General features: G+C 39.8%; 21 protein-coding genes. 14 read left to right on the top strand and 7 right to left on the bottom strand.

The window, feature by feature from the left end; all coding sequences use genetic code 11:
• Nucleotides 1-132 precede the first annotated feature (132 nt).
• A complete protein-coding gene (locus IRB43_RS12855; protein WP_203363887.1) occupies nt 133-642 on the bottom strand; it encodes an acyl-CoA thioesterase in 510 nt (169 codons plus the stop codon).
• A 188-nt stretch (nt 643-830) separates the two neighbouring features.
• Here IRB43_RS12855 and argF point away from each other — a divergent pair, with 188 nt between their 5' ends.
• Nucleotides 831-1,781: an ornithine carbamoyltransferase gene (gene argF / locus IRB43_RS12850; RefSeq protein ID WP_203363886.1), complete on the top strand. Its 951-nt coding sequence runs from the start codon at nt 831-833 to the stop codon at nt 1,779-1,781.
• Nucleotides 1,782-1,873: 92 nt separating this feature from the next.
• Nucleotides 1,874-2,779, top strand: coding sequence for a glutamate biosynthesis transcriptional regulator GltC (gene gltC / locus IRB43_RS12845; RefSeq protein ID WP_203363885.1), 906 nt, complete (start codon nt 1,874-1,876; stop codon nt 2,777-2,779).
• Nucleotides 2,780-2,866: 87 nt separating this feature from the next.
• Here gltC and IRB43_RS12840 read toward each other — a convergent pair whose 3' ends face one another.
• Nucleotides 2,867-4,105, bottom strand: a complete 1,239-nt coding sequence (locus IRB43_RS12840) for an aminopeptidase (RefSeq protein WP_203363884.1) — start codon at nt 4,103-4,105, stop codon at nt 2,867-2,869.
• Nucleotides 4,106-4,239: 134 nt separating this feature from the next.
• Between IRB43_RS12840 and IRB43_RS12835 the strand changes: the two genes are divergently transcribed.
• Nucleotides 4,240-4,629 carry a hypothetical protein gene (locus IRB43_RS12835; protein WP_203363883.1) on the top strand — a complete coding sequence of 130 codons (390 nt, stop codon included), beginning with the start codon at nt 4,240-4,242 and terminating at the stop codon, nt 4,627-4,629.
• A gap of 19 nt (nt 4,630-4,648) precedes the next feature.
• Here the strand turns inward: IRB43_RS12835 and IRB43_RS12830 are convergent, their stop codons facing one another.
• Entirely contained in the window at nt 4,649-5,095 is a 447-nt protein-coding gene (locus IRB43_RS12830; protein ID WP_203363882.1) for an RrF2 family transcriptional regulator, read from the bottom strand.
• A 167-nt stretch (nt 5,096-5,262) separates the two neighbouring features.
• Between IRB43_RS12830 and hmpA the strand changes: the two genes are divergently transcribed.
• The 3 genes from hmpA (at nt 5,263) to motB (ending at nt 8,148) form a co-directional block, all read left to right on the top strand.
• Nucleotides 5,263-6,438 (top strand): NO-inducible flavohemoprotein, encoded by a 1,176-nt coding sequence (hmpA, locus tag IRB43_RS12825; RefSeq protein WP_203363881.1) that lies wholly within the window; start codon nt 5,263-5,265, stop codon nt 6,436-6,438.
• Nucleotides 6,439-6,587: 149 nt separating this feature from the next.
• Nucleotides 6,588-7,379 (top strand): flagellar motor stator protein MotA, encoded by a 792-nt coding sequence (gene motA, locus IRB43_RS12820; RefSeq protein ID WP_203363880.1) that lies wholly within the window; start codon nt 6,588-6,590, stop codon nt 7,377-7,379.
• Nucleotides 7,372-8,148, top strand: coding sequence for a flagellar motor protein MotB (motB, locus tag IRB43_RS12815; protein WP_203363879.1), 777 nt, complete (start codon nt 7,372-7,374; stop codon nt 8,146-8,148). The genes motA and motB overlap by 8 nt, the downstream gene beginning before the upstream one ends.
• A 25-nt stretch (nt 8,149-8,173) precedes the next feature.
• Here motB and IRB43_RS12810 read toward each other — a convergent pair whose 3' ends face one another.
• The 3 genes from IRB43_RS12810 to IRB43_RS12800 all read right to left on the bottom strand — a co-directional run bounded on the left by IRB43_RS12810 (nt 8,174) and on the right by IRB43_RS12800 (nt 10,694).
• Nucleotides 8,174-8,668: a C40 family peptidase gene (locus IRB43_RS12810; RefSeq protein ID WP_203363878.1), complete on the bottom strand. Its 495-nt coding sequence runs from the start codon at nt 8,666-8,668 to the stop codon at nt 8,174-8,176.
• A 206-nt stretch (nt 8,669-8,874) separates the two neighbouring features.
• Nucleotides 8,875-9,096 (bottom strand): DUF1128 family protein, encoded by a 222-nt coding sequence (locus IRB43_RS12805; RefSeq protein ID WP_203363877.1) that lies wholly within the window; start codon nt 9,094-9,096, stop codon nt 8,875-8,877.
• Between the two features lie 239 nt (nt 9,097-9,335).
• On the bottom strand, nt 9,336-10,694 hold the full coding sequence (locus IRB43_RS12800) for an alanine/glycine:cation symporter family protein (protein WP_203363970.1): 1,359 nt from the start codon (nt 10,692-10,694) through the stop codon (nt 9,336-9,338).
• Between the two features lie 223 nt (nt 10,695-10,917).
• Here IRB43_RS12800 and IRB43_RS12795 point away from each other — a divergent pair, with 223 nt between their 5' ends.
• From IRB43_RS12795 to IRB43_RS12785, 3 genes are all read left to right on the top strand, one after another.
• On the top strand, nt 10,918-11,391 hold the full coding sequence (locus tag IRB43_RS12795) for a low molecular weight protein-tyrosine-phosphatase (protein ID WP_203363876.1): 474 nt from the start codon (nt 10,918-10,920) through the stop codon (nt 11,389-11,391).
• A 125-nt stretch (nt 11,392-11,516) separates the two neighbouring features.
• On the top strand, nt 11,517-11,864 hold the full coding sequence (locus IRB43_RS12790; protein WP_203363875.1) for a hypothetical protein: 348 nt from the start codon (nt 11,517-11,519) through the stop codon (nt 11,862-11,864).
• Between the two features lie 23 nt (nt 11,865-11,887).
• On the top strand, nt 11,888-12,715 hold the full coding sequence (locus tag IRB43_RS12785; protein ID WP_203363969.1) for a YihY/virulence factor BrkB family protein: 828 nt from the start codon (nt 11,888-11,890) through the stop codon (nt 12,713-12,715).
• A gap of 29 nt (nt 12,716-12,744) precedes the next feature.
• Here IRB43_RS12785 and IRB43_RS12780 read toward each other — a convergent pair whose 3' ends face one another.
• Complete coding sequence (locus tag IRB43_RS12780; protein WP_203363874.1) at nt 12,745-14,664, bottom strand: heavy metal translocating P-type ATPase; 1,920 nt, start codon at nt 14,662-14,664, stop codon at nt 12,745-12,747.
• Between the two features lie 330 nt (nt 14,665-14,994).
• Here IRB43_RS12780 and cax point away from each other — a divergent pair, with 330 nt between their 5' ends.
• The 5 genes from cax (at nt 14,995) to pdaA (ending at nt 19,914) form a co-directional block, all read left to right on the top strand.
• Entirely contained in the window at nt 14,995-16,050 is a 1,056-nt protein-coding gene (gene cax / locus IRB43_RS12775; RefSeq protein ID WP_203363873.1) for a calcium/proton exchanger, read from the top strand.
• 192 nt (nt 16,051-16,242) lie between these two features.
• Entirely contained in the window at nt 16,243-17,022 is a 780-nt protein-coding gene (locus IRB43_RS12770) for a YfkD family protein (RefSeq protein WP_203363872.1), read from the top strand.
• Nucleotides 17,023-17,097: 75 nt separating this feature from the next.
• A complete protein-coding gene (locus IRB43_RS12765) occupies nt 17,098-17,274 on the top strand; it encodes an SE1561 family protein (protein ID WP_481748149.1) in 177 nt (58 codons plus the stop codon).
• A gap of 128 nt (nt 17,275-17,402) precedes the next feature.
• Nucleotides 17,403-18,944, top strand: coding sequence for a fumarate hydratase (locus IRB43_RS12760; RefSeq protein ID WP_203363870.1), 1,542 nt, complete (start codon nt 17,403-17,405; stop codon nt 18,942-18,944).
• Between the two features lie 190 nt (nt 18,945-19,134).
• Complete coding sequence (pdaA, locus tag IRB43_RS12755; RefSeq protein ID WP_203363869.1) at nt 19,135-19,914, top strand: delta-lactam-biosynthetic de-N-acetylase; 780 nt, start codon at nt 19,135-19,137, stop codon at nt 19,912-19,914.
• The last annotated feature ends 29 nt before the right edge of the window (nt 19,915-19,943 follow it).

Here is a 19,943-nt window from a genome sequence, read left to right as displayed (position 1 = left end):
TTGTCATCGAATGATGTCGTATTCATTGAGCAATCCGAGTATTTAAACATAGGAGAAAAGTGGGGGAGTACTGTTAATAAAAAACATCGGCCTGAAAGAGTGTTCTTTCAGGCCGATGTTTAGAACTGGAGCTTACTTTTCTTCATCAGCGAAGAATTCAGCTAGTTCTTTGCTATATTTTTTGCGGGCTTTCCGATGCTCAGCACGGTTGGACGCTGTTTCATTCAGCCATTTTTCTTCTTTTGACTCCGGTACGACTTCAGGAATTGGAACAGGTTTTCCGTTTTCGTCTAATGCAACGAATGTCAGAAAGGAGAGAGCGGCTACGGCTGATTCCCCAGTTAATAAGTTTTCAGATAACACTTTGACAAACACTTCCATGCTAGTGTTTCCTGTGTAAGAAACCATTGCTTCTAGTGTAACAGCATCGCCGACACGAATAGGCTTCAAAAAGTCGACAGAATCTGTAGAAGCCGTTACAACGGGCTTTCTTGCGAATTTTGTGGCTGCGATTGAAGCGATATCATCAATATAAGCCATTAATTTTCCGCCGAATAAAGTGCCGTGATGATTTGTATCAGGAGGCAGTACATAGCTAGTTTTTATAGATAAAGTATCTTTCATGAATTTCTTTTCTCTCATTGCTGTCACCTCGTCAATTATGTCTACGGATTAGTATACATTAAATAGACACAAATCTGTCGTTTTTATAAAAAGTGAAAGAATTCAGAAATTAAGGTTGTATTTTAATTCCCTTTAATGTATAAATATTAATAAGCTTAACTTTAGAAATGACGTGGATAACGTTTAAATAGAAAGGTGAGAGATGAATGGGAACGCAAACAGTAAAGACAGAAAGTATGTATGGACTAGACTTTTTAAAGTTGATCGACTTTTCTTCAGAAGATGTTGTGGCACTGGTTGAACTAGCAGATGACATGAAAAAAAATAAAGAAAAATACTTCGACAGCTTAAAGGGACAAATTCTTGGAATGATCTTTGAAAAGCATTCCACTCGTACGCGTGTTTCTTTTGAAGCGGCGATGCTTCAGCTGGGCGGCCATGCGATGTTTTTAAGCTCGAATGATCTGCAAGTAGGGCGCGGGGAAACAATTGAAGATACAGGAAAAGTATTATCTGGTTATTTAGATGGAATTATGATTCGTACACATAGTCATTCAAGAATTGAAGCATTGGCGGAAGCGGCGAGCATTCCGGTAATTAACGGTTTAACAGATTTATACCATCCTTGTCAGGCACTCGCTGATCTATTAACAGTTTATGAATTAAAAGGCGGCTTTAAAGGCAACAAGATGGTATATGTAGGAGATGGAAACAATGTTGCTCATTCCTTGATGATTGCTTCAGTCATGGTTGGCATGGATTTTACCTTAACAGCGCCAAAAGGCTATGAAGCTGTTCCTCACGTAGTGGAAGCTGCACAGAAAATTAGCGAACAAACGGGAGCGAAGTTGACATTTATAGAAGATCCGTTAGAAGCAGTGAAAGAGGCGGATTTCATCTATACTGATGTATGGACGAGTATGGGACAGGAAGAGGAAGCGAAGGAACGCTTGCAAGCATTTGCCCCTTATCAAGTAAATGACCAGCTTATGGCAGCGGCTAACCCTGATTGTAAATTTATGCATTGTCTTCCTGCGCATCGTGAGGAAGAAGTATCCGCAAGTGTGATGGACGGAGAAGCATCAGTTGTGTTCCAACAAGCAGAAAATCGGATGCATGCCCAAAAAGCCGTACTTTACAGTTTAATGAAAAAATAATAATCAGTGACCGGACAGGGAAATGTCCGGTCTATTTCGTTTTGGTGGTAAAATAGAAAATAAAACTAGGTAGCACTGTAAGAGGTGAAGACATGGAACTTCGTCAAATTAAATATTTTATGGAAGTGGCGAAAGAAGAGCATGTAACGGAAGCGGCCTATCGATTGCATGTCGCCCAATCAGCGATCAGCCGGCAAATTGCCAAATTAGAGGATGAGCTTGGGGTCCAATTGTTTTTACGCGAGGGACGGAATGTAAAGCTAACGTATGCGGGGAAGATATTTTTGCACCATATCGAATCGGCAATGAATGAAATTGATAAAGCCGTGGCTGCAGTCAATGAGTATTTAAACCCTGAGACAGGGAAAATCCGTCTTGGGTTTCCGAACTCGTTAGCCACAAAGACATTGCCTCGAGTCATTTCTGCCTTTCGTAAGCAATACTCAGATATCGGCTTTGATTTTCATCAAGGCTCTAACAAAGAACTGAAAGATTTAGTGCAAGAAGGAGAGATCGATTTAGCTTTCGTCTCACCCGTACCTGAAAAAACAGCCGATATTGATACACATGTGTTTTTTTCAGAGCGCATGCGAGTGCTGTTACCGAATCACCATCCGTTAGCTAAACAGGAGATCGTCCATTTAAGAGAGCTAAAAGATGATCAGTTTGTTTTGTTTCGCACCGGATATGATATGAGGAAGCTTGTCCTTGAAGCGTGCCAACAAGCCAGCTTTGAACCGAATGTCGGCTTTGAAAGTGAAGATATTTATACGATTAAAGGCTTAGTGGAAGCGGGACTTGGCGTAACCTTACTGCCGGAAACCTTGCTTGTAGATCAAACGCCGCTCGGTACTGTCAGCTTGCCAATCAGTGCTCCCATCATTAGCCGAACAGTTGGAGTCATTATTACAAAATCAAGGGAACTGCCGCCGTCTGAAAAGATGTTTTATCATTTTCTAATTGACTACTATAAACGATTGAATCAATTTAGTTTTTAATAAAATTGATGTTACCTCTAACGAGACATCTCGTCTCGCAAAAAACAAAGCTGTCTCGTTAGAAAGTGAGACAGCTTCTGTTCAATATTAAATTTCTTCTGCCCAGTTGCCGTTGCGGAAAATGGGTTCTCTTTGTCCATCAGCGGTGATACCATCGATGTTCATCTGTTCTGAGCCGATCATAAAGTCAACGTGAGTGATGCTTGTATTTAATCCGTTCTTTTCTAATTCTTCTTGAGACATTGTTTTGCCTCCTTCAATACAGAAGGCGTAAGCACTGCCAATTGCTAAGTGATTAGAGGCGTTTTCATCAAATAACGTGTTGTAAAAAAGAATGTTTGACTCAGAGATTGGAGAATGATGTGGAACGAGTGCGATTTCTCCAAGGTAATGTGAGCCTTCATCTGTTTCTACGAGCTTTTTCAGTACTTCTTCCCCTTCTTTAGCTGTCACTTCTGTAATACGACCATTTTCAAATGTAATCGTGAATTCATCGATAATATTGCCGCCGTAGCTTAATGGTTTCGTGCTGGACACATGACCATTCACACCCGTTTTATGAGGGACTGTAAAGACCTCTTCTGTTGGCATATTTGCCATAAATTCGTAGCCTTTTTCATTGATACTGCCAGCGCCAACCCATAGATGGCCTTTAGGTAAATCAATCGTTAAGTCTGTTCCTGGAGCTGTGTAATGAAGGGACTTATAGCGTTTGCTGTTTAAATAATCAACCTTTTTATGCAGCGTTTGATCATGCTGTTTCCAAGCTTCAACTGGCTGATCGACATCTGCACGCACCGCTTTAAAAATCGCTTCCCACAATGCTGGAACTTGTTCTTCTTGAGGAAGATGCGGGAATACTTTTTGCGCCCAAGCTTCGGATGGAGCAGCAACGACACACCAGCTTACCTTGTCAGATTGAATGAATTGGCGGTATTTATTTAATGCTTGTCCGCTTGCTTTTTGGAAGGTGGCAATCCGTTCAGAAGGAACACCTTTTAATAAGTCAGGGCTAGAAGAGATCACAGACATAAATGCCGCTCCTTCTTCCGCCAATTCTTCAAGCATTTGTGCTCGCCATTTAGGAAATTCGGTGAATGCTTCATCAGGAGCAAGGTCATATTTTAACCGGGTAACGGCATCATCGCTCCATTCTACGTGGACATGTTTGGCGCCAGCTTCATACGCTTTTTGGACAATCAAGCGAACAAACTCAGTTGAGTTAGTAGAGGCGTTGACTACTAATGTTTGTCCAGGTTGAATATTGACACCGACTTTAACGGCTAATTCAGCATATTTTTCTAAAGTTTGTTGAAAGTTTTTCATAGACAGGCTCTCCTCAAAAAAAGTTGTTTTCATAATTGTACCAATAAACAGACAGATGGCAAATGATTATGTATGAAGCGGTTATTTTCGTTATAATTAAAAATGGGGTTCGCGTTAGAAAGAGGGGGAAGAATATGGCTTATCATGTATTATTAGTTCGATTTGCTGCTATTTTCGGTTTCGTTGGTGCCGTATTAGGCTCACATATGGCAGGAGCCGGGTCTTATGCTTTTCGTCCGATTCATGCTCACATTTTAGTCGTGGGTTGGTTAAGTTTATTTGCTTTTTCAGCATTTTATCGGATGTATCAAGTACCAAAAGAATCAAAGCTTGCCGGTGCTCATGTATGGAGTGCGATCATTGGCTCCATCGGTTTAACGGTTGGTATGTGGCTTTATACTGTGAAGCCTTTTCATTTATCACCGACATTTACGATGATTTTTTATATTGTTGGCGGAAGCATTTTATTAATTAGCTTTTTATTATTTGTGTTTGTGGCTTTTAAATTTACTAAAGAAGATTAAAAAAATCCCGGAGAGTTCATCACTCTTCGGGATTTTTTTCGAATAAAGCTTTTAGCCTATTCGGTTCATTGGCAATATCTTGTAACGTGTATTGATCAAGAACAGCAAGATAGGCTTGCAAGGCTTCGGCAAGAACATGCTTCAAACCACAAACAGAGGTAAGAAGGCATTGGTTTTTTTCTTTGTTAAAGCACTCGACTAAATGAAAATCATCTTCTGTTTTTCGCACCACTTGTCCAATATTAATATCCTTTGGAGACATAGCTAGGCGAATACCGCCTCCTCGTCCTCGAATTGTTTCAATTAATCCCATTTTGCCAAGCTCATACGTTACCTTCATCAAATGATTTTTTGATATTTTGTAAGCCTCTGCGATGTCCTTAATATTAGCTAGCTCATTTTCCTCTTTAGAGGCTAAATAAATGAGTACACGTAAAGAATAATCTGTGTAAAGCGTTAGTCTCATTAGTATTCACCACGAATCGTTTAGTATTTCCATTATATACTGCTATACATCTCTCCTCAAAGAGATGTGAACATTTCTTTAAAGATGTATTTTATATATTGCTTTAATTTCTAAGATGATTTATAAATAAGATGTATTATAAATACTACTTTAATGGAGGCATATATATGTTATCAGAAAAAACAATTGAAATTGTGAAAGCAACTGCTCCAGTACTTGAAGTAAAAGGAAAAGAAATTACAACCTATTTTTATAAAACGATGTTTGCCGATCATCCGGAGTTATTAAATATTTTTAACCATGCTAATCAAGAAAAGGGCCGGCAGCAAACGGCACTAGCGAATACAGTGTATGCGGCAGCTAAATATATCGATCAGTTAGAAGTGCTGATTCCAGCGGTGAAACAAATCGGACATAAGCATCGCAGCTTAGCCGTGAAGCCAGAACATTATCCGATTGTAGGACAATATTTATTAAAGGCAATTAAAGAAGTGCTCGGAGAAGCAGCAACAGATGACATCATTAATGCGTGGGCTGAAGCGTATGAAGTCATTGCGAAAGTCTTTATCGACGTAGAAGCGGAAATGTATAAAGAAGCCAGTGAACAAGCAGGAGGATGGATCGATTTTAAGGAATTTGAAGTCGTAGATAAGAAAGAAGAAAGTGCTGTCGTTACCTCTTTTTACTTAAAACCGAAAGATGGTGCGCCACTGCCGTCTTATTTACCAGGACAGTACATTACTGTGAAGCTTGAAATTCCAGATGAAGAATATATTCTCAATCGCCAATATAGCTTATCGGCCGCTCCAGTGCATGATTATTACCGTATTTCTGTCAAAAAAGAAATGGAGCAAAAACCTGAAGGGAAGGTCTCTAATTATTTACATGAACATGTCAACGTTGGCGATACGGTTGAAGTAAGCGCGCCAGCTGGTGACTTCTATCTAAATACAGAAAGTGAAGCACCTGTTGCTTTCATTAGCGGGGGAGTCGGTATTACACCAATGATGGGCATGCTTGAATCATTGGCTGTCAAAAAAAGTACTCGTCCCGTCGTCTTTATTCACGCTTCTCGTAATGAAGACGTTCACCCTTTTAAAGAAGAAACGAAGCAATGGGTGGAACAGCTGCCTAATGCACAATCTTATGTGAAATATGAACAAGTAGATGGCTATCTCACACAAGAATTATTAAAGGAAATCGTCCGAGAAGATAGTAGTTGCTATGTATGCGGTCCCGCCGCATTTATGGAAGCCGTCATTCGGCAATTAAAGGCTAATGGCATTAATGAAGAAGCTATTCATTATGAATTTTTCGGTCCAGCTATGGTATTAGAGGAATAATAAGCAGAAAGAGAATGTCGACAAAGATATTCTCTTTTTTTTGATGGATTACTGCATTTTATTCATGATTTTCAAAAAAATAGCTATATAAATTTTTTATTTTAATCCGATAAAAGAATTATAAAATAAAATGATAAGGTGAAAAAAGTATGGATAAGAGTTCAATTATTGGAATAATTTTAGGAATTATTGCAGTGGGAGTGGGGATGGTATTTAAAGGAGTCAGCCCGGTTGTCCTTGTGAATCCTGCAGCATTACTCATTATTATTCTTGGAACGGTTGCAGCAGTAACGATTGCCTTTCCTATGAGTGAGCTGAAAAAGGTACCTAAGCTGTTTGGAATTTTGTTTAAAGAACAACAACTGATGACCCCGCAAGAGGTAATCAGTTTGTTTACAGGATGGGCAGAGCTCGCTCGTAAAGAAGGGCTACTCGCGCTTGAAGCCAAAACAAATGAAATCGATGATCCATTTTTAAAAAACGGATTGAGCTTAACCGTTGATGGTCAAAGTGCAGATTATATCCGTGACGTGCTAAATGAAGAACTGGCCGCGATGGAAGAACGTCATCAGGCAGGGGCGGGAATATTTACGCAAGCAGGCACATATGCACCAACATTGGGAGTGCTTGGAGCAGTTATTGGCTTGATTGCTGCTCTTGGAAATATGAATGACACAGATAGCCTTGGTCATGCGATATCGGCAGCCTTTGTTGCGACACTGATGGGGATTTTTACAGGTTATGTGTTATGGCATCCATTTGCAAACAAGTTAAAGCGTAAATCGAAGCAGGAAGTGAAAGTCAAGGAAATGATGATTGAGGGTGTTCTTTCGATTTTAGAAGGAGAGGCCCCACGTGTATTAGAGCAAAAGCTAGCGTCTTATTTACCGACAGAAGAAAAGAAAAAATTGTTAGAAGAGGGCGTTGATGCGAATGGCTAAAGGACGGAAGAAACAACATGAGCATGAACATATAGATGAATCTTGGCTCATTCCATATGCCGATTTATTAACGCTTTTACTAGCTCTCTTTATCGTCTTGTTTGCGATGAGTTCTGTTGATGCAAAAAAGTTTCAAATGGTATCTCAAGCCTTTAATGATGTTTTTCAAGGTGGGGCTGGAGTAATGGAATATCCGAGTACTACGCCGGCAGAAGTTATGAATGACAGCAAAAACGAATCTAACAATCAGCAAATTAACGGGTTAGGCGAGAAGGATCAAAAAGAGTTGTCTGAGATGCAAGAAAAAATGACTCAATATATTAAGGAAAATAATTTACAAAATAAAGTAGAGACCACTTTAAATGGGGAAGGACTGCTTTTGCGTATTCGTGATAACGTCCTATTTAATTCTGGAGTCGCTGAAGTGAGGGAGGAAGATCGTAAAGCAGCTCAAGAGATTTCGAGACTGCTTGAAATGGATGTTCCTCGTAATGTAATCATTAGCGGCCATACAGATAATATCCCAATCAAAACTGCTCAGTTTGAATCGAACTGGGAATTAAGTGCGATGCGTGCTGTGAATTTTATGAAGGTAATATTAGAGAATAAAAAGCTTGATCCGCGTCTTTTTAGTGCGAAAGGGTACGGAGAGTACCAACCGATTGCTTCTAATGAAACAGAAGAAGGTCGTTCGAAAAATCGTCGCGTGGAAATTTTGATTCTACCTCAAGGAGGGAAAGAAAGCAACCAACCTCCAACAAAAAACTGAACCCTGCTGAGGGTTCAGTTTTTTGTTATTTAACGATGCGTTTAGCGCCTAAGTATTTTGATTTCCAGTACTTATTGTTCATGTCAATGATGGAAACGCCATTTTTAGTTGTAACGCCCATGAATTGATTTTTTCCAATGTAAATACCTACAAAGCTAGCTTTTTTACTAGGCTTGCCAGTTGTGTTGTAGAATACTAGATCGCCTTCTTTAAGTTTATTTAGTGCTACATTTGTACCTTGCTTTTGAATCTCTGCTGAATTACGAGCTAATTTCACGTTGTTTTTAGTGAATACATGGTGAACGTAACCAGAAGCATCAAAACCTTTTGTTGTTGTGCCACCTTCTTTATAAGGTGTGCCTTTTAGTTTTTTTGCATAAGCCACGATGTTTTTAATTTGTTGTTCTTTTGTGACTTGCTGCGTTGGCGCTTTAGTTGTTGGAGTAGCTCCTAATACGCTAGTACCTGCTGAAAACACCATGACTGTAGCCAGTCCAAAAGCGAAAAACTTTTTCTTCATTTCAAAAAACCCCCATTTCAAAGTTTACAAATATATTACATCTAAATTACACATATTAATCTAACATAAATGAAATAAAAAGTCTCGCAAAATGCAGGGAAAAACAGGAGACTTTTGAAGTGTTTTTTCTTTAGGTGAATAGTTTGACAAAAAAGAACCTAATTAACCAATTAGGTCCACTACACATTTCTTGAATAATATGATCATTATTTTCTCAAATTTCCAAGTTCTTCTGCAATAGCTTGCATTTCACTTGGACTGAAATAACTTTTTCGCTGGACCATTTCATAAAGATCTTTTAAATCTTCATAAGAAGCCTCGCTAAAATGATCTGCCTTGATCGCTCCTACATTGACCATTCGCAATTTCGTTGTAATTTGTTCAATCATAAACTCAATATTTTCAGGTGATTTAATAGAAAGATCCACCGTTTTCTTCATCCTCTCGAATCATTTGTTCATATCATTTCATTATTAGAGCTTCTTGTCAATGCAGTGTTTCAGTGCACATTGACAAGAAGCTCTAAACAGCCACTTCCGTTTTTATTTGTCCAGCTGCAGCGGCTAGACTCTCGGACATAAGCCGTCACACCTGTGTGGCAAAGAGCGCCACATAGGCGGTCCGTCTTATGTCTGTCGAGTCTAAACAGCCGCTTCCGCTTTTATTTTTAAGCAATCATTTTTTTGTTTTTTTCTTCTTTAATGGCTTTTAGCACATTTTTTGTTTCGTGGATAACGACGCCTGATAGGCCAACAATTCCAATTAAGTTAGGGAAGGCCATTAAACCGTTCATAATATCAGCAAAAGTCCAGACGACGTCTAGTTTTGCAATCGCTCCTACAAAGACGGCTATTACGAAAGCAAAGCGATAATATTTAACTACCTTTTTGCTAAATAAATAAGAGAAGCATTTTTCTCCGTAATACGACCAGCCAATGATTGTAGAAGAAGCAAAGAATAATAGACCGAGCGCAACGACATATGAACCGGCTGAACCAAGGAACATTTCAAAAGAAGCGGTTGTCAGTTCACTGCCTTCAAGGCCAGTGTCATATTTTCCGGCAAGAACAATCGTTAATCCAGTAATAGAACAAATTAAAATCGTATCAATAAATACTTGCGTCATAGATACAAGCGCTTGACGAGCAGGCATATCCGTTTTTGCTGCTGCTGCTGCAATAGGAGCGGAACCTAGACCAGCTTCATTGGAGAACACTCCGCGTGCCACCCCGTAACGGATAACAGCACCGATCGCTCCGCCAGCTACTGCCTTCCCAGTAAAAGCATCTGAGAAGATAAGAGCAAAAGCCGCTGGAATTTCACTAATATTCATCAATAAAACGATTAGACCAGCCGCAAGATAGAAGACAGCCATAATTGGCACGAAAAAGGCCGTCACTTTTCCGATACTTTTGATTCCACCTAGCAGAACTAAAGCAGTGAACACAGTAAGAGCTATACCTGTCACCCAAGGTGGAATGTTAAAAGTGGAATTGACGACACCCGCGACGGAGTTTGCTTGTACGAGGTTTCCGATTCCAAATGCGGCAATTGCTCCAAATGTCGCAAACAGAACCCCAAGCCATTTTTGCTTTAATCCTCGTTCCAAATAATACATCGGTCCTCCAGACATTTCGCCGTCGGCATCTTGCACGCGATATTTAACTGCTAAAACAGCTTCCGCGTATTTTGTTGCCATACCAAAGAAAGCACTCATCCACATCCAAAAGATCGCTCCAGGTCCTCCGAGTAACACTGCAGTGGCGACACCGACAATGTTACCTGTACCCACTGTAGCAGCTAGTGCGGTCATTAGTGCTTGGAAATGAGAAATATCTCCTTCCGATTGATGATCTTGACTTTTGCTAAACGCCAGTTTCAGTGAATATGGAAGCAATTTCAATTGTAAAAATCCAAGACGAATCGTTAAATAAATACCGGTACCTACTAACAAAATAAGAAGTGGTGGCCCCCAAATCATTCCGCTGATGCTGTTTAACACTTCAAGAAGCTTTTCTTGATTCATCATTTCTCCCCCCTTTTTTTTATTATATAAGAATATTCTGAAAAAACTAGCTATTATGTGAATAAATTTAACAGAATTGTGATTAATCACAAATGAAAGGGGGAACTGGCGGTTCTTCTTTCACGACTACTATGAAAGAGGAATTTTGTCGATTGAAATAAAGGGAAACAGTGATCGAAAAGAGAATAGGTAAATATTATTCTCAAATAGGAAGGTGTACATAATGATTCGTGTTTTATTTGTGTGTTTAGGAAACATTTGTCGTTCTCCCATGGCTGAAGCGATGTTTCGAGATTTAGTGAAAAAGGAAAAATTAGACCATATCATTAAAGTGGACTCTGCTGGAACAGGCCATTGGCATGTAGGCGAATCTCCTCATGAAGGTACGTTATCGATTTTAAAAAAATATAAAATTGATAGTGAAGGTTTAAAAGCGCGACAGCTAACAGTTGAAGATGGAGAAAATTTTGATTATATTGTGGCTATGGATGGAGAAAATGTAAAAAATATTGATAGAAAGATAAGTAAGAAGAGAGAAGGTCAAGTAATTCAGCTTCTTGATTTAGTGAAAGAAGTGAGAAATAAGGATGTGCCAGATCCTTATTTTACAGGGAATTTTGAAGAGGTGTATGAGCTGATTAGAAAGGGAAATCTAGCCCTATTACAATTAATTAAACAAGATCAGCATTTAAATTAAAGGCTATGTTAAAGTTAAAGCATAGCATAATTATGGACTCACTTTAGTTGTACAAAGGAGTCAACATCATTGTTTAAAATGATGAAATAAAAAAGTACATATATTGTTAAGAGAGGATGGTTAAAATGGGAAAAATGAAATTTGTTGCTGGAGTCGTTATCGGTGCTGTAGTGGGAGGAGCGATTAGCCTGACGGATCGGAAAACAAGAGAGGAAATGAATACGTGGGGCAAGCATGTGTGTGAATTAGTGAAAAATCGCGAGCAGCTTGTTCACTCTTCAAAGGAAATCATGAATCTTGCAAAAGAAACATACGAGCAAGTTAATGAAGATATCGGGTTTATTCGCGATAAAGTAAGCAATTTGAAAGAACTAACGCCTCAAGTAAAAGAATTAGTGGAAGAGACAAAAACAACCTTTCTCCCTGATGAAGAGAAATCATCAGCGGCATCTGATTCATCTGCTTTAAAATAAATGGAGGTGATGAATTGAGGATAATGGTCGAGAAGCAAAAAAAGATCATCATCTATTTAATTGAGCGATTTAAGGAGTCTGACCTAGCGGGTACCGCTGCTCAAATGGCGTACTTTTTTTTGTTGTCGATTTTTCCATTAATGATTTTTACCGTTACTTTGCTGGCTTTTTTGCCATTTACAACGAATGATCTGTTTGCGCTTATTCAAGATTTTGCTCCTGAGCAGACGATGAATAGCATTCAAAAAATGGTCGAGGAAGTAGTAGAGACTCGCAATAGCAGTCTTTTGTCATTTGGGGTTATTGGAACTGTTTGGTCTGCCTCGAATGGGATGAATGCAATTATTAAAGGGTTAAATCACGCCTATAATGTGGAAGAGACGAGGCCTTTTTATACTAATCGTGGGATTTCTATTTTGTTAACATTCGGCTTTATTTTAATTGTAGCTGTTGCTTTAGTGCTGCAAGTCTTTGGGCGACAGCTCGGTTTACTGGCAACTAGCTATTTTAATATTTCCCTTGAATTAGTTACTTTATGGAATTGGCTTAGATGGTCTATTTCCCCGATTCTCATCTTTAGTGTATTTGTAGGGCTGTATTATTTTGCTCCGAGCTTAAAAGTGAAGCTGGGCTCAGTGATCCCTGGAGCCGCTTTTGCTACACTAGGCTGGATCGCCGCTTCTTTTGGCTTTTCTTTTTATGTGAACAATTTTGGCAATTACTCTGCTACTTATGGAAGTATCGGGGGAATTATTATTATGATGATTTGGTTTTACTTAACAGCCTTTATCATTTTAATTGGCGGTGAAATTAACGCCTATAAAAACAGTGAGGCCAAGTCCAATGTATGAAAAAAGCAACGGCAATAAGCCGTTGCTTTTTAGCTAGATTTTAACAATCGTAATCCATTTAAAATAACAAGAATTGTACTTCCTTCATGACCGATGACGCCGAATGGTAAGTCGAGCACTTGGAAGAAATTCGAGATAATAAGCAACATGATCACGGAAATGGAAAAGATGATGTTTTGTTTGATGATCCGTTTCATTTTTTTTGAAAGACGAATGGCTTCTGCAATTTTAGGCAAGTCGTTTTTCATTAAGACGATATCCGCTGTTTCTAAAGCAACGTCGGAGCCTTCGCCCATTGCGATCCCAATATTGGCTGTTGCCAGTGCTGGTGCATCATTGATTCCGTCCCCAACCATCGCGACTGTTCCATGTTTTTCAATTAATTTTTTCAAGTGTTCCACTTTATGCTCCGGCAAACATTCTGCGATAAAGCTGTTTAAATGAGCTTCTTCTGCAATGGCTTTGGCCGTTTTTTCGTTATCGCCTGTGAGCATAATAGTATAAATACCTTCTTGTCGCAGCAATTCTAAAGCAAGCTTTGTTTCTTCTCTGATTAAATCTTTCAGTGCAATCACCGCAGCTACACCTTGTTCGTCTGCCACGAATACGGTTGTTTTTCCGGTAGCGGCCAGTTCTTTCGCTTGACCGGAGGCGAATGCAAAAGCCTCTTCCCGTCCAACAAAGTCCGCTTTTCCGATTCTCCATTCCTTGCCGTTTACTATCCCTTTTACTCCCCAGCCAGCGACATCTTCTAAATGATCAGGTGAAGCAAAAGTGACTTGCTGTTCTTGAGCGTAGCGGACAACAGCTTGAGCCAGTGGATGGTTCGATTGACTTTCAATGGATGCGGCTACTTTTAATAGCTCGATTTGATCGAGGTCTTCGCGAACAACAACATCTGTTACTTCTGGTTTTCCTCTTGTTAACGTGCCTGTTTTATCGAAGGCTATGGCTTTCAAGTTGTTTAAATTTTCTAAGTGAACGCCCCCTTTAAATAAAATACCGTGACGAGCTCCGTTCGAGATGGCTGATAACGTAGCTGGCATAATGGAGGCAACAAGCGCACATGGAGAAGCGACAACAAGCAGCACCATCGCCCGGTAAAACGTTTCATTCCAGCTCCAGCCGAGAGCAAAGTGAGGTAGAAACATCATCAAACCAACGACCGCTAATACGATTTTGACGTAAGTACCTTCAAATTTCTCGATAAATTGCTGAGAAGGTGACTTTTCGCTTTGAGCAGATTGAACAAGTTGAATAATCTTTTGGAACAAACTTTCTGTTGATTTCTTGGTTACTTCAACATAGATTGAACCAGTAATATTAACGGTTCCCGCAAATACTTCACCGTCGATCTCTTTGGAGACAGGGATCGATTCACCTGTAATGGCGGCTTCATCAATAGACGTTCGCCCTTTTATGATCATACCATCCGCTGGAATTCTTTCACCGGGCTTTACAAGAATCATGTCACCGATCATGAGCTCTGAGATATGGACTCGTTCTTCTGATCCATCGATGATCCGCAGCGCTTCCTCTGGCTGAATGTCCATTAATGCTGAAATTTCTTTCTGGCTTTTATTCATTGTATACGTTTCAAGTGCGCCGCTTACGGCAAATATAAAAATAAGAATGGCGCCTTCTGTCCAATAGCCGATGATAGCCGAACCGACCGCTGCGAAAATCATCAGCATCTCCACATTCAGTTCTTTCTCTTCGATGGTTGCTTCAATTCCTTCTTTTGCTTTAGAAAAACCGCCGATGATAAACGCCGCTACATAGCTGATGATGGCAGGGGTATGAAATTCGTTTCGATCTAACAACCACCCAGTCAAAATCAATACGCCGCTAAATAGTGCCGCGATTAATTCAGCATGGGGAAGTATCTTTTGAAGCCAAACCGCTTGTTCTTTTGAACGCGAAGATACAGCTTTTACTTGTGCATCCATACTAAAACCTCCTTAATTGATAATAAATCAATTTAAATGAGAATAAAAATCAACTTCACCACTATAAGAGAGAGTGAAAATCGTTATCAAAACCTTTATAATAAGGTTTTTTGGCTGAAGTCTACTTATTTTTAAATTAAAATTATTATAATTTAAAAACATCTTAACATAGGGGGAGCGAAAAAGAAAGGATAAATCACTTATTTTCAAGTCGTTTTTTTATCGTGTAAAATGGAAAAGAATACAATAATGTGGAGGAGTAGATCATTTTTAATAAAAGAGAATAGGTTGGGATCGTTGCTAAACTTATTACAGAAGAGAGGTTTAAAAATGGGAAGAATATTTGGGATCATGGTGTTGCTTGGAGTACCATTATCTGTAGCTGGGTCTTTATTGCACTGGTCCAGCATTGTTATGTTTGGAATTTATTGTTTAACAATTATTGCCTTATCTAGCTATATGGGAAGAGCGACAGAAAGTTTGGCCATTGTTGCCGGTCCGCGAATCGGCGGGTTGTTAAATGCCACTTTCGGAAATGCTGTCGAGTTGATAATTTCCATTTTTGCCTTGAAAGCCGGCTTAGTTGAAGTGGTCCTTGCCTCACTCACGGGGTCTGTTTTAGGAAACTTATTATTAGTAGCTGGACTCTCCTTCTTTTTAGGCGGAGTGAAATATAAGAGGCAAACATTTAATGTGCATGACGCTCGCCATAATTCAGGTTTATTAATGTTTGCTGTTATTGTTGCTTTTGTTATCCCAGAAATTTTTTCAATGAACATGAATGAAACGAAGACGATTTCTTTAAGCATTGGTATTTCGATCGTGTTAATCGTTTTATACTTAGCCGCTTTATTCTTTAAATTAGTCACTCATCGTGGAGTCTATGTGTCACAAGATGAACAGACGGAAGCTCATCATGAGGAACCGGAATGGTCCCGGGGAAAAGCAATCGGTATTTTGTTTGCCGCTACCCTTGCTGTTGCCTACGTGTCAGAAGGTCTTGTACATACATTTGAGGCAGTTGGTGAAAGCTTCGGCTGGTCCGAATTATTTATTGGGGTTATTATTGTTGCAATCGTTGGTAATGCTGCTGAACACGCTTCTGCTATCTTGATGGCGATGAAAAATAAAATGGATGTTGCCGTTGAAATTGCTGTTGGCTCTACTTTGCAAATTGCCATGTTCGTTGCGCCATTGCTTGTATTATTATCGCTGTTATTTGTTGAGCCAATGCCGTTAGTATTCACGATTCCAGAGCTTGTTTCTATGATCACTGCTGTCTTGCTGGCGATCATCATCTCCAATGACGGAGAAACAAACTGGTTTGAAGGCCTCACTTTGTTAGCTGCTTACTTCATTATGGGGATTGGATTTTATTTACTGTAAATGGATAGATTACTGCATTGAGTGGAATGTTTTGTCTGCTTGATGCAGTTTTTTAAATAGAAGAAGTTTCCATAATACTAAAAAGCAACCAGTGGGCTTTCCTTTTTACCAAAAAATCACCGGATACAGCGTGGATAAAGAGGGCTCGTGAGTACAAACTATAGAAAAAGAAGGCTTGGAGGAAAGGACATCATGAAACTTATTCGTTTGCTTTTATCTATAGCAATTGTTCTGGCATTTAGCGGGATCGATTCTGCTACTGCGAAACAACCTTTTCAAATTCCCTCTTCGGTCAAAGATATTACGAAGGAGAATACATTCTTAAATGAGGAACAAGAAATGTCAGAGCTACAGCCGACAGAGCTCACGAAGGAATTGCTTAGCACATCTAAGGCAAAGATTACAAATCCAAAGTTTATTCGCATGCTCAACGAAACGGATATGAATAAATCCCCCTTTGCCTTCGGAGTGCGAGCGACCGTTTATTTGGGAGAATGGCCGCTTTCTTACCATTCAGAGGAAACAACGCCTAACTGGCAATATCAAAAAATTAACACCAACTTCTATGATAACCGCCATGGAAAAAATAATTATCAAATGCATTATGTGCAAGAAACGTATAAGTCCATTAAAGGAGGATTATCGGCGAAAGTACCGCGAGCAGATGAGGTCCAAGAGATGGTGTTAAAAGAAGTGATACAGAAAACAAAGCTTCCGCTTGCTTACTCAACAGTTGTTGGAAATGGAACGAAACAAAATGATATTTACAACGTTGCACCGAAAACGGCCGGCTATTTGCATTCTTTTGCCCCTGCCGTTCATGAAAAAGGAATAGCGACTTTCGGGGAAGTATATTTAGTGATATCGGGCTGGAATCGAGCCATTGTCGTCAAAAATATTACATCGAAAAGAGTGACTGCTTGGATTCCGATCAAAAATCATCTTTCGTTTAGTTATCAATCTGTTCGTTAATGGCGGAAAATCGTTGAAATTGCCTTCGCGATCGGCTACCATTTAATTGTGTAAAAAAGAAAGGGGCCATTGCTCGTGAAACCAATTAATGATAAAGAATCGCAAGTCACCTATTTAAAGGAGCGATTAAATATATTTTTAGAAGTATTGGATTCCATCGATCCCGCTGAAGCAGAATTGGAAGATATCGATCGCCTCCTGCAAATGATTGATGATATCGAAGTGAAATGCGAACAATTTAAAAGTAGATAACATTGGTGCCAGAAGCAATTCTGGCACTTTTTGTGTTTACAATTTAATCTCTTTCAAACGAATATGTTCAGCGTTATAATAAGAATATTGAGTCTTATACATAAAGGTAAGTGGGAAGGGGAATAATAATGAATCTTGAGCAATTTCAGGAAAGTATGTATCAGTTAATTGTAGAAACATCCACGAATTTACCAAAAGACGTTCGTCGTGCAGTAAAGGCTGCGAAACTGCGTGAAAACGCTGGCACTCGAGCGGCAATGAGTCTTGACACAATTACTAACAATATCCAAATGGCAGATGAAAATATTTCTCCAATTTGTCAAGATACAGGGATGCCGACGTTTAAAGTGAAAACGCCCGTGGGAGTGAATCAGCTTGTGATTAAAGAAGCGATTCATGAGGCGTTGATTCGCGCAACAAAAGACGGCAAACTTCGTCCAAACTCCGTTGATTCATTAACAGGGGAGAATAGCGGGAATAACCTTGGTGCGGGGACACCAGTTATTAAATTTGAACAATGGGAAAAAGATTATATCGATGCACGCCTAATTTTAAAAGGCGGTGGCTGTGAAAATAAAAACATCCAGTACAGCTTACCTTGTGAATTAGAAGGACTAGGCAAAGCAGGTCGAGACCTTGATGGCATTCGCAAATGTATTATGCATTCTGTTTATCAAGCACAAGGGCAAGGTTGTAGCGCAGGTTTCATCGGCGTTGGAATCGGCGGTGACCGTACAACTGGCTATGAATTAGCGAAAGAGCAACTTTTCCGCAACGTAGAAGATGTAAATCCAAACGAAGATCTTCGCAAACTAGAAGAGTATATCATGAAACATGCAAATGAGCTTGGTATCGGTACGATGGGCTTTGGCGGCGAAACGACATTGCTTGGTTGTAAAATTGGCGTCATGAACCGTTTACCAGCAAGTTTCTTCGTGTCTGTTGCCTATAACTGTTGGGCATTCCGTCGCTTAGGTGTTCAAATCAATCCTGAAACAGGCGAAATTCAAGAATGGTTATACCAAGATGGCGAAAAAATTACATTCGAGCAACAAGCGGAAACAACTGAAGAAACAAAATCTGAAAGCCGTACAGTGACTTTACAAGCACCAATCACAGAAGAGCAAATTCGTGAGTTAAAAGTAGGAGACGTCGTTCGAATTAACGGCATGATGTATACAGGTCGTGATGCGATCCATAAATACTTAACAGATCACGATGCTCCTGTTGACTTAAATGGACAAGTGATTTACCATTGCGGTCCGGTTATGCTGAAAGATGAAGATGGCAAATGGCATGTCAAAGCAGCGGGCCCAACAACGTCTATTCGTGAGGAGCCTTATCAAGGGGACATCATGAAGAAATTTGGCATCCGTGCCGTAATCGGTAAAGGCGGTATGGGACCGAAAACATTAGCGGCTCTTAAAGAACACGGCGGCGTTTACTTAAATGCGATCGGCGGAGCAGCTCAATACTACGCAGACTGTATTAAATCAGTTGAAGGTGTAGATTTAATGGAATTCGGTATTCCAGAAGCAATGTGGCATCTTCAAGTAGAAGGCTTCACAGCAGTTGTCACAATGGATTCACACGGCAACAGTCTTCATGAAACGGTGGATAAATCATCATTAGAAAAACTAGCTCAATTTAAAGAGCCCGTATTTAAATAAAATTGAAATGAGAGGCAGTCGAAGGTGATTCGGCTGCCTTTTTGCTTTGACTTCGAGAGAGCGCAAAAAAGCGGCTCAAAGCACAAATTTTCGTTCAGGCATTTCGATATTAGCAAATCTTTCTCTCTAACAAACGGATATTTTCCTATTTTCGATTGAAACTAAGGAAAACGAGTAAAGGAAGATGAGTATGAAATGGTTAAAATATCTGGCATTCGCGTCACTGCTTCTTATGATGTTCACTTCTACCGCCTTTTCGATGTCTAATCAAGCAATCCACTGGGGCTTTCAAAAAGGGAAAAATGAGCAACCGGCACAGGCGGGCAAAGCATACGATGAGTTACTCGCAAAATACGGCGGATTTTACAAAGCCAATCCGAATGAAAAGGTCATCTATTTAACGTTCGATAATGGCTATGAAAATGGCTACACAGAAAACGTGCTGAATACGTTGAAAAAAGAAAAAGTACCTGGCGCTTTTTTTGTCACAGGTCATTATTTAAAAAGTGCTCCCGATTTAGTGAAGAGAATGCATAAAGAAGGGCATATTATTGGTAACCATTCGTGGCATCACCCCGATTTAACCCAAATCAACGATGAGAAGTTAAGGGAAGAGCTTCGGTTAGTAAAAGAGGAAACGGCCCGACTAACGAAGAAAAAAGACATGGCCTATTTGCGTCCACCGCGCGGAATCTTGAGTGAGCGAACATTAAAGCTGGCAAAAGAAGAAGGGTACACACATGTAATGTGGTCACTGGCCTTTAAGGATTGGGAGACAAACAACCAGCATGGCTGGCAGTACGCATACGACAACATCATGGCGCAAATTCATCCAGGGGCTGTGCTTCTATTGCATACCGTCTCAAAAGATAATGCTGAGGCACTGCCGAAAGTGATTAAAGATTTAAAAAAGAAAGGCTATCGCTTTGAAAGTTTAGATCATTATATGAAAGCTCGGAAAAAATCATAAAAAGATTGGCTCCCGCACAGCCGCGGGAG

Source organism: Bacillus sp. REN10 (genome assembly GCF_016820555.1).
Lineage (GTDB): Bacteria > Bacillota > Bacilli > Bacillales > Domibacillaceae > Bacillus_CE.
This window is presented reverse-complemented; position numbering and strand designations above follow the sequence as displayed.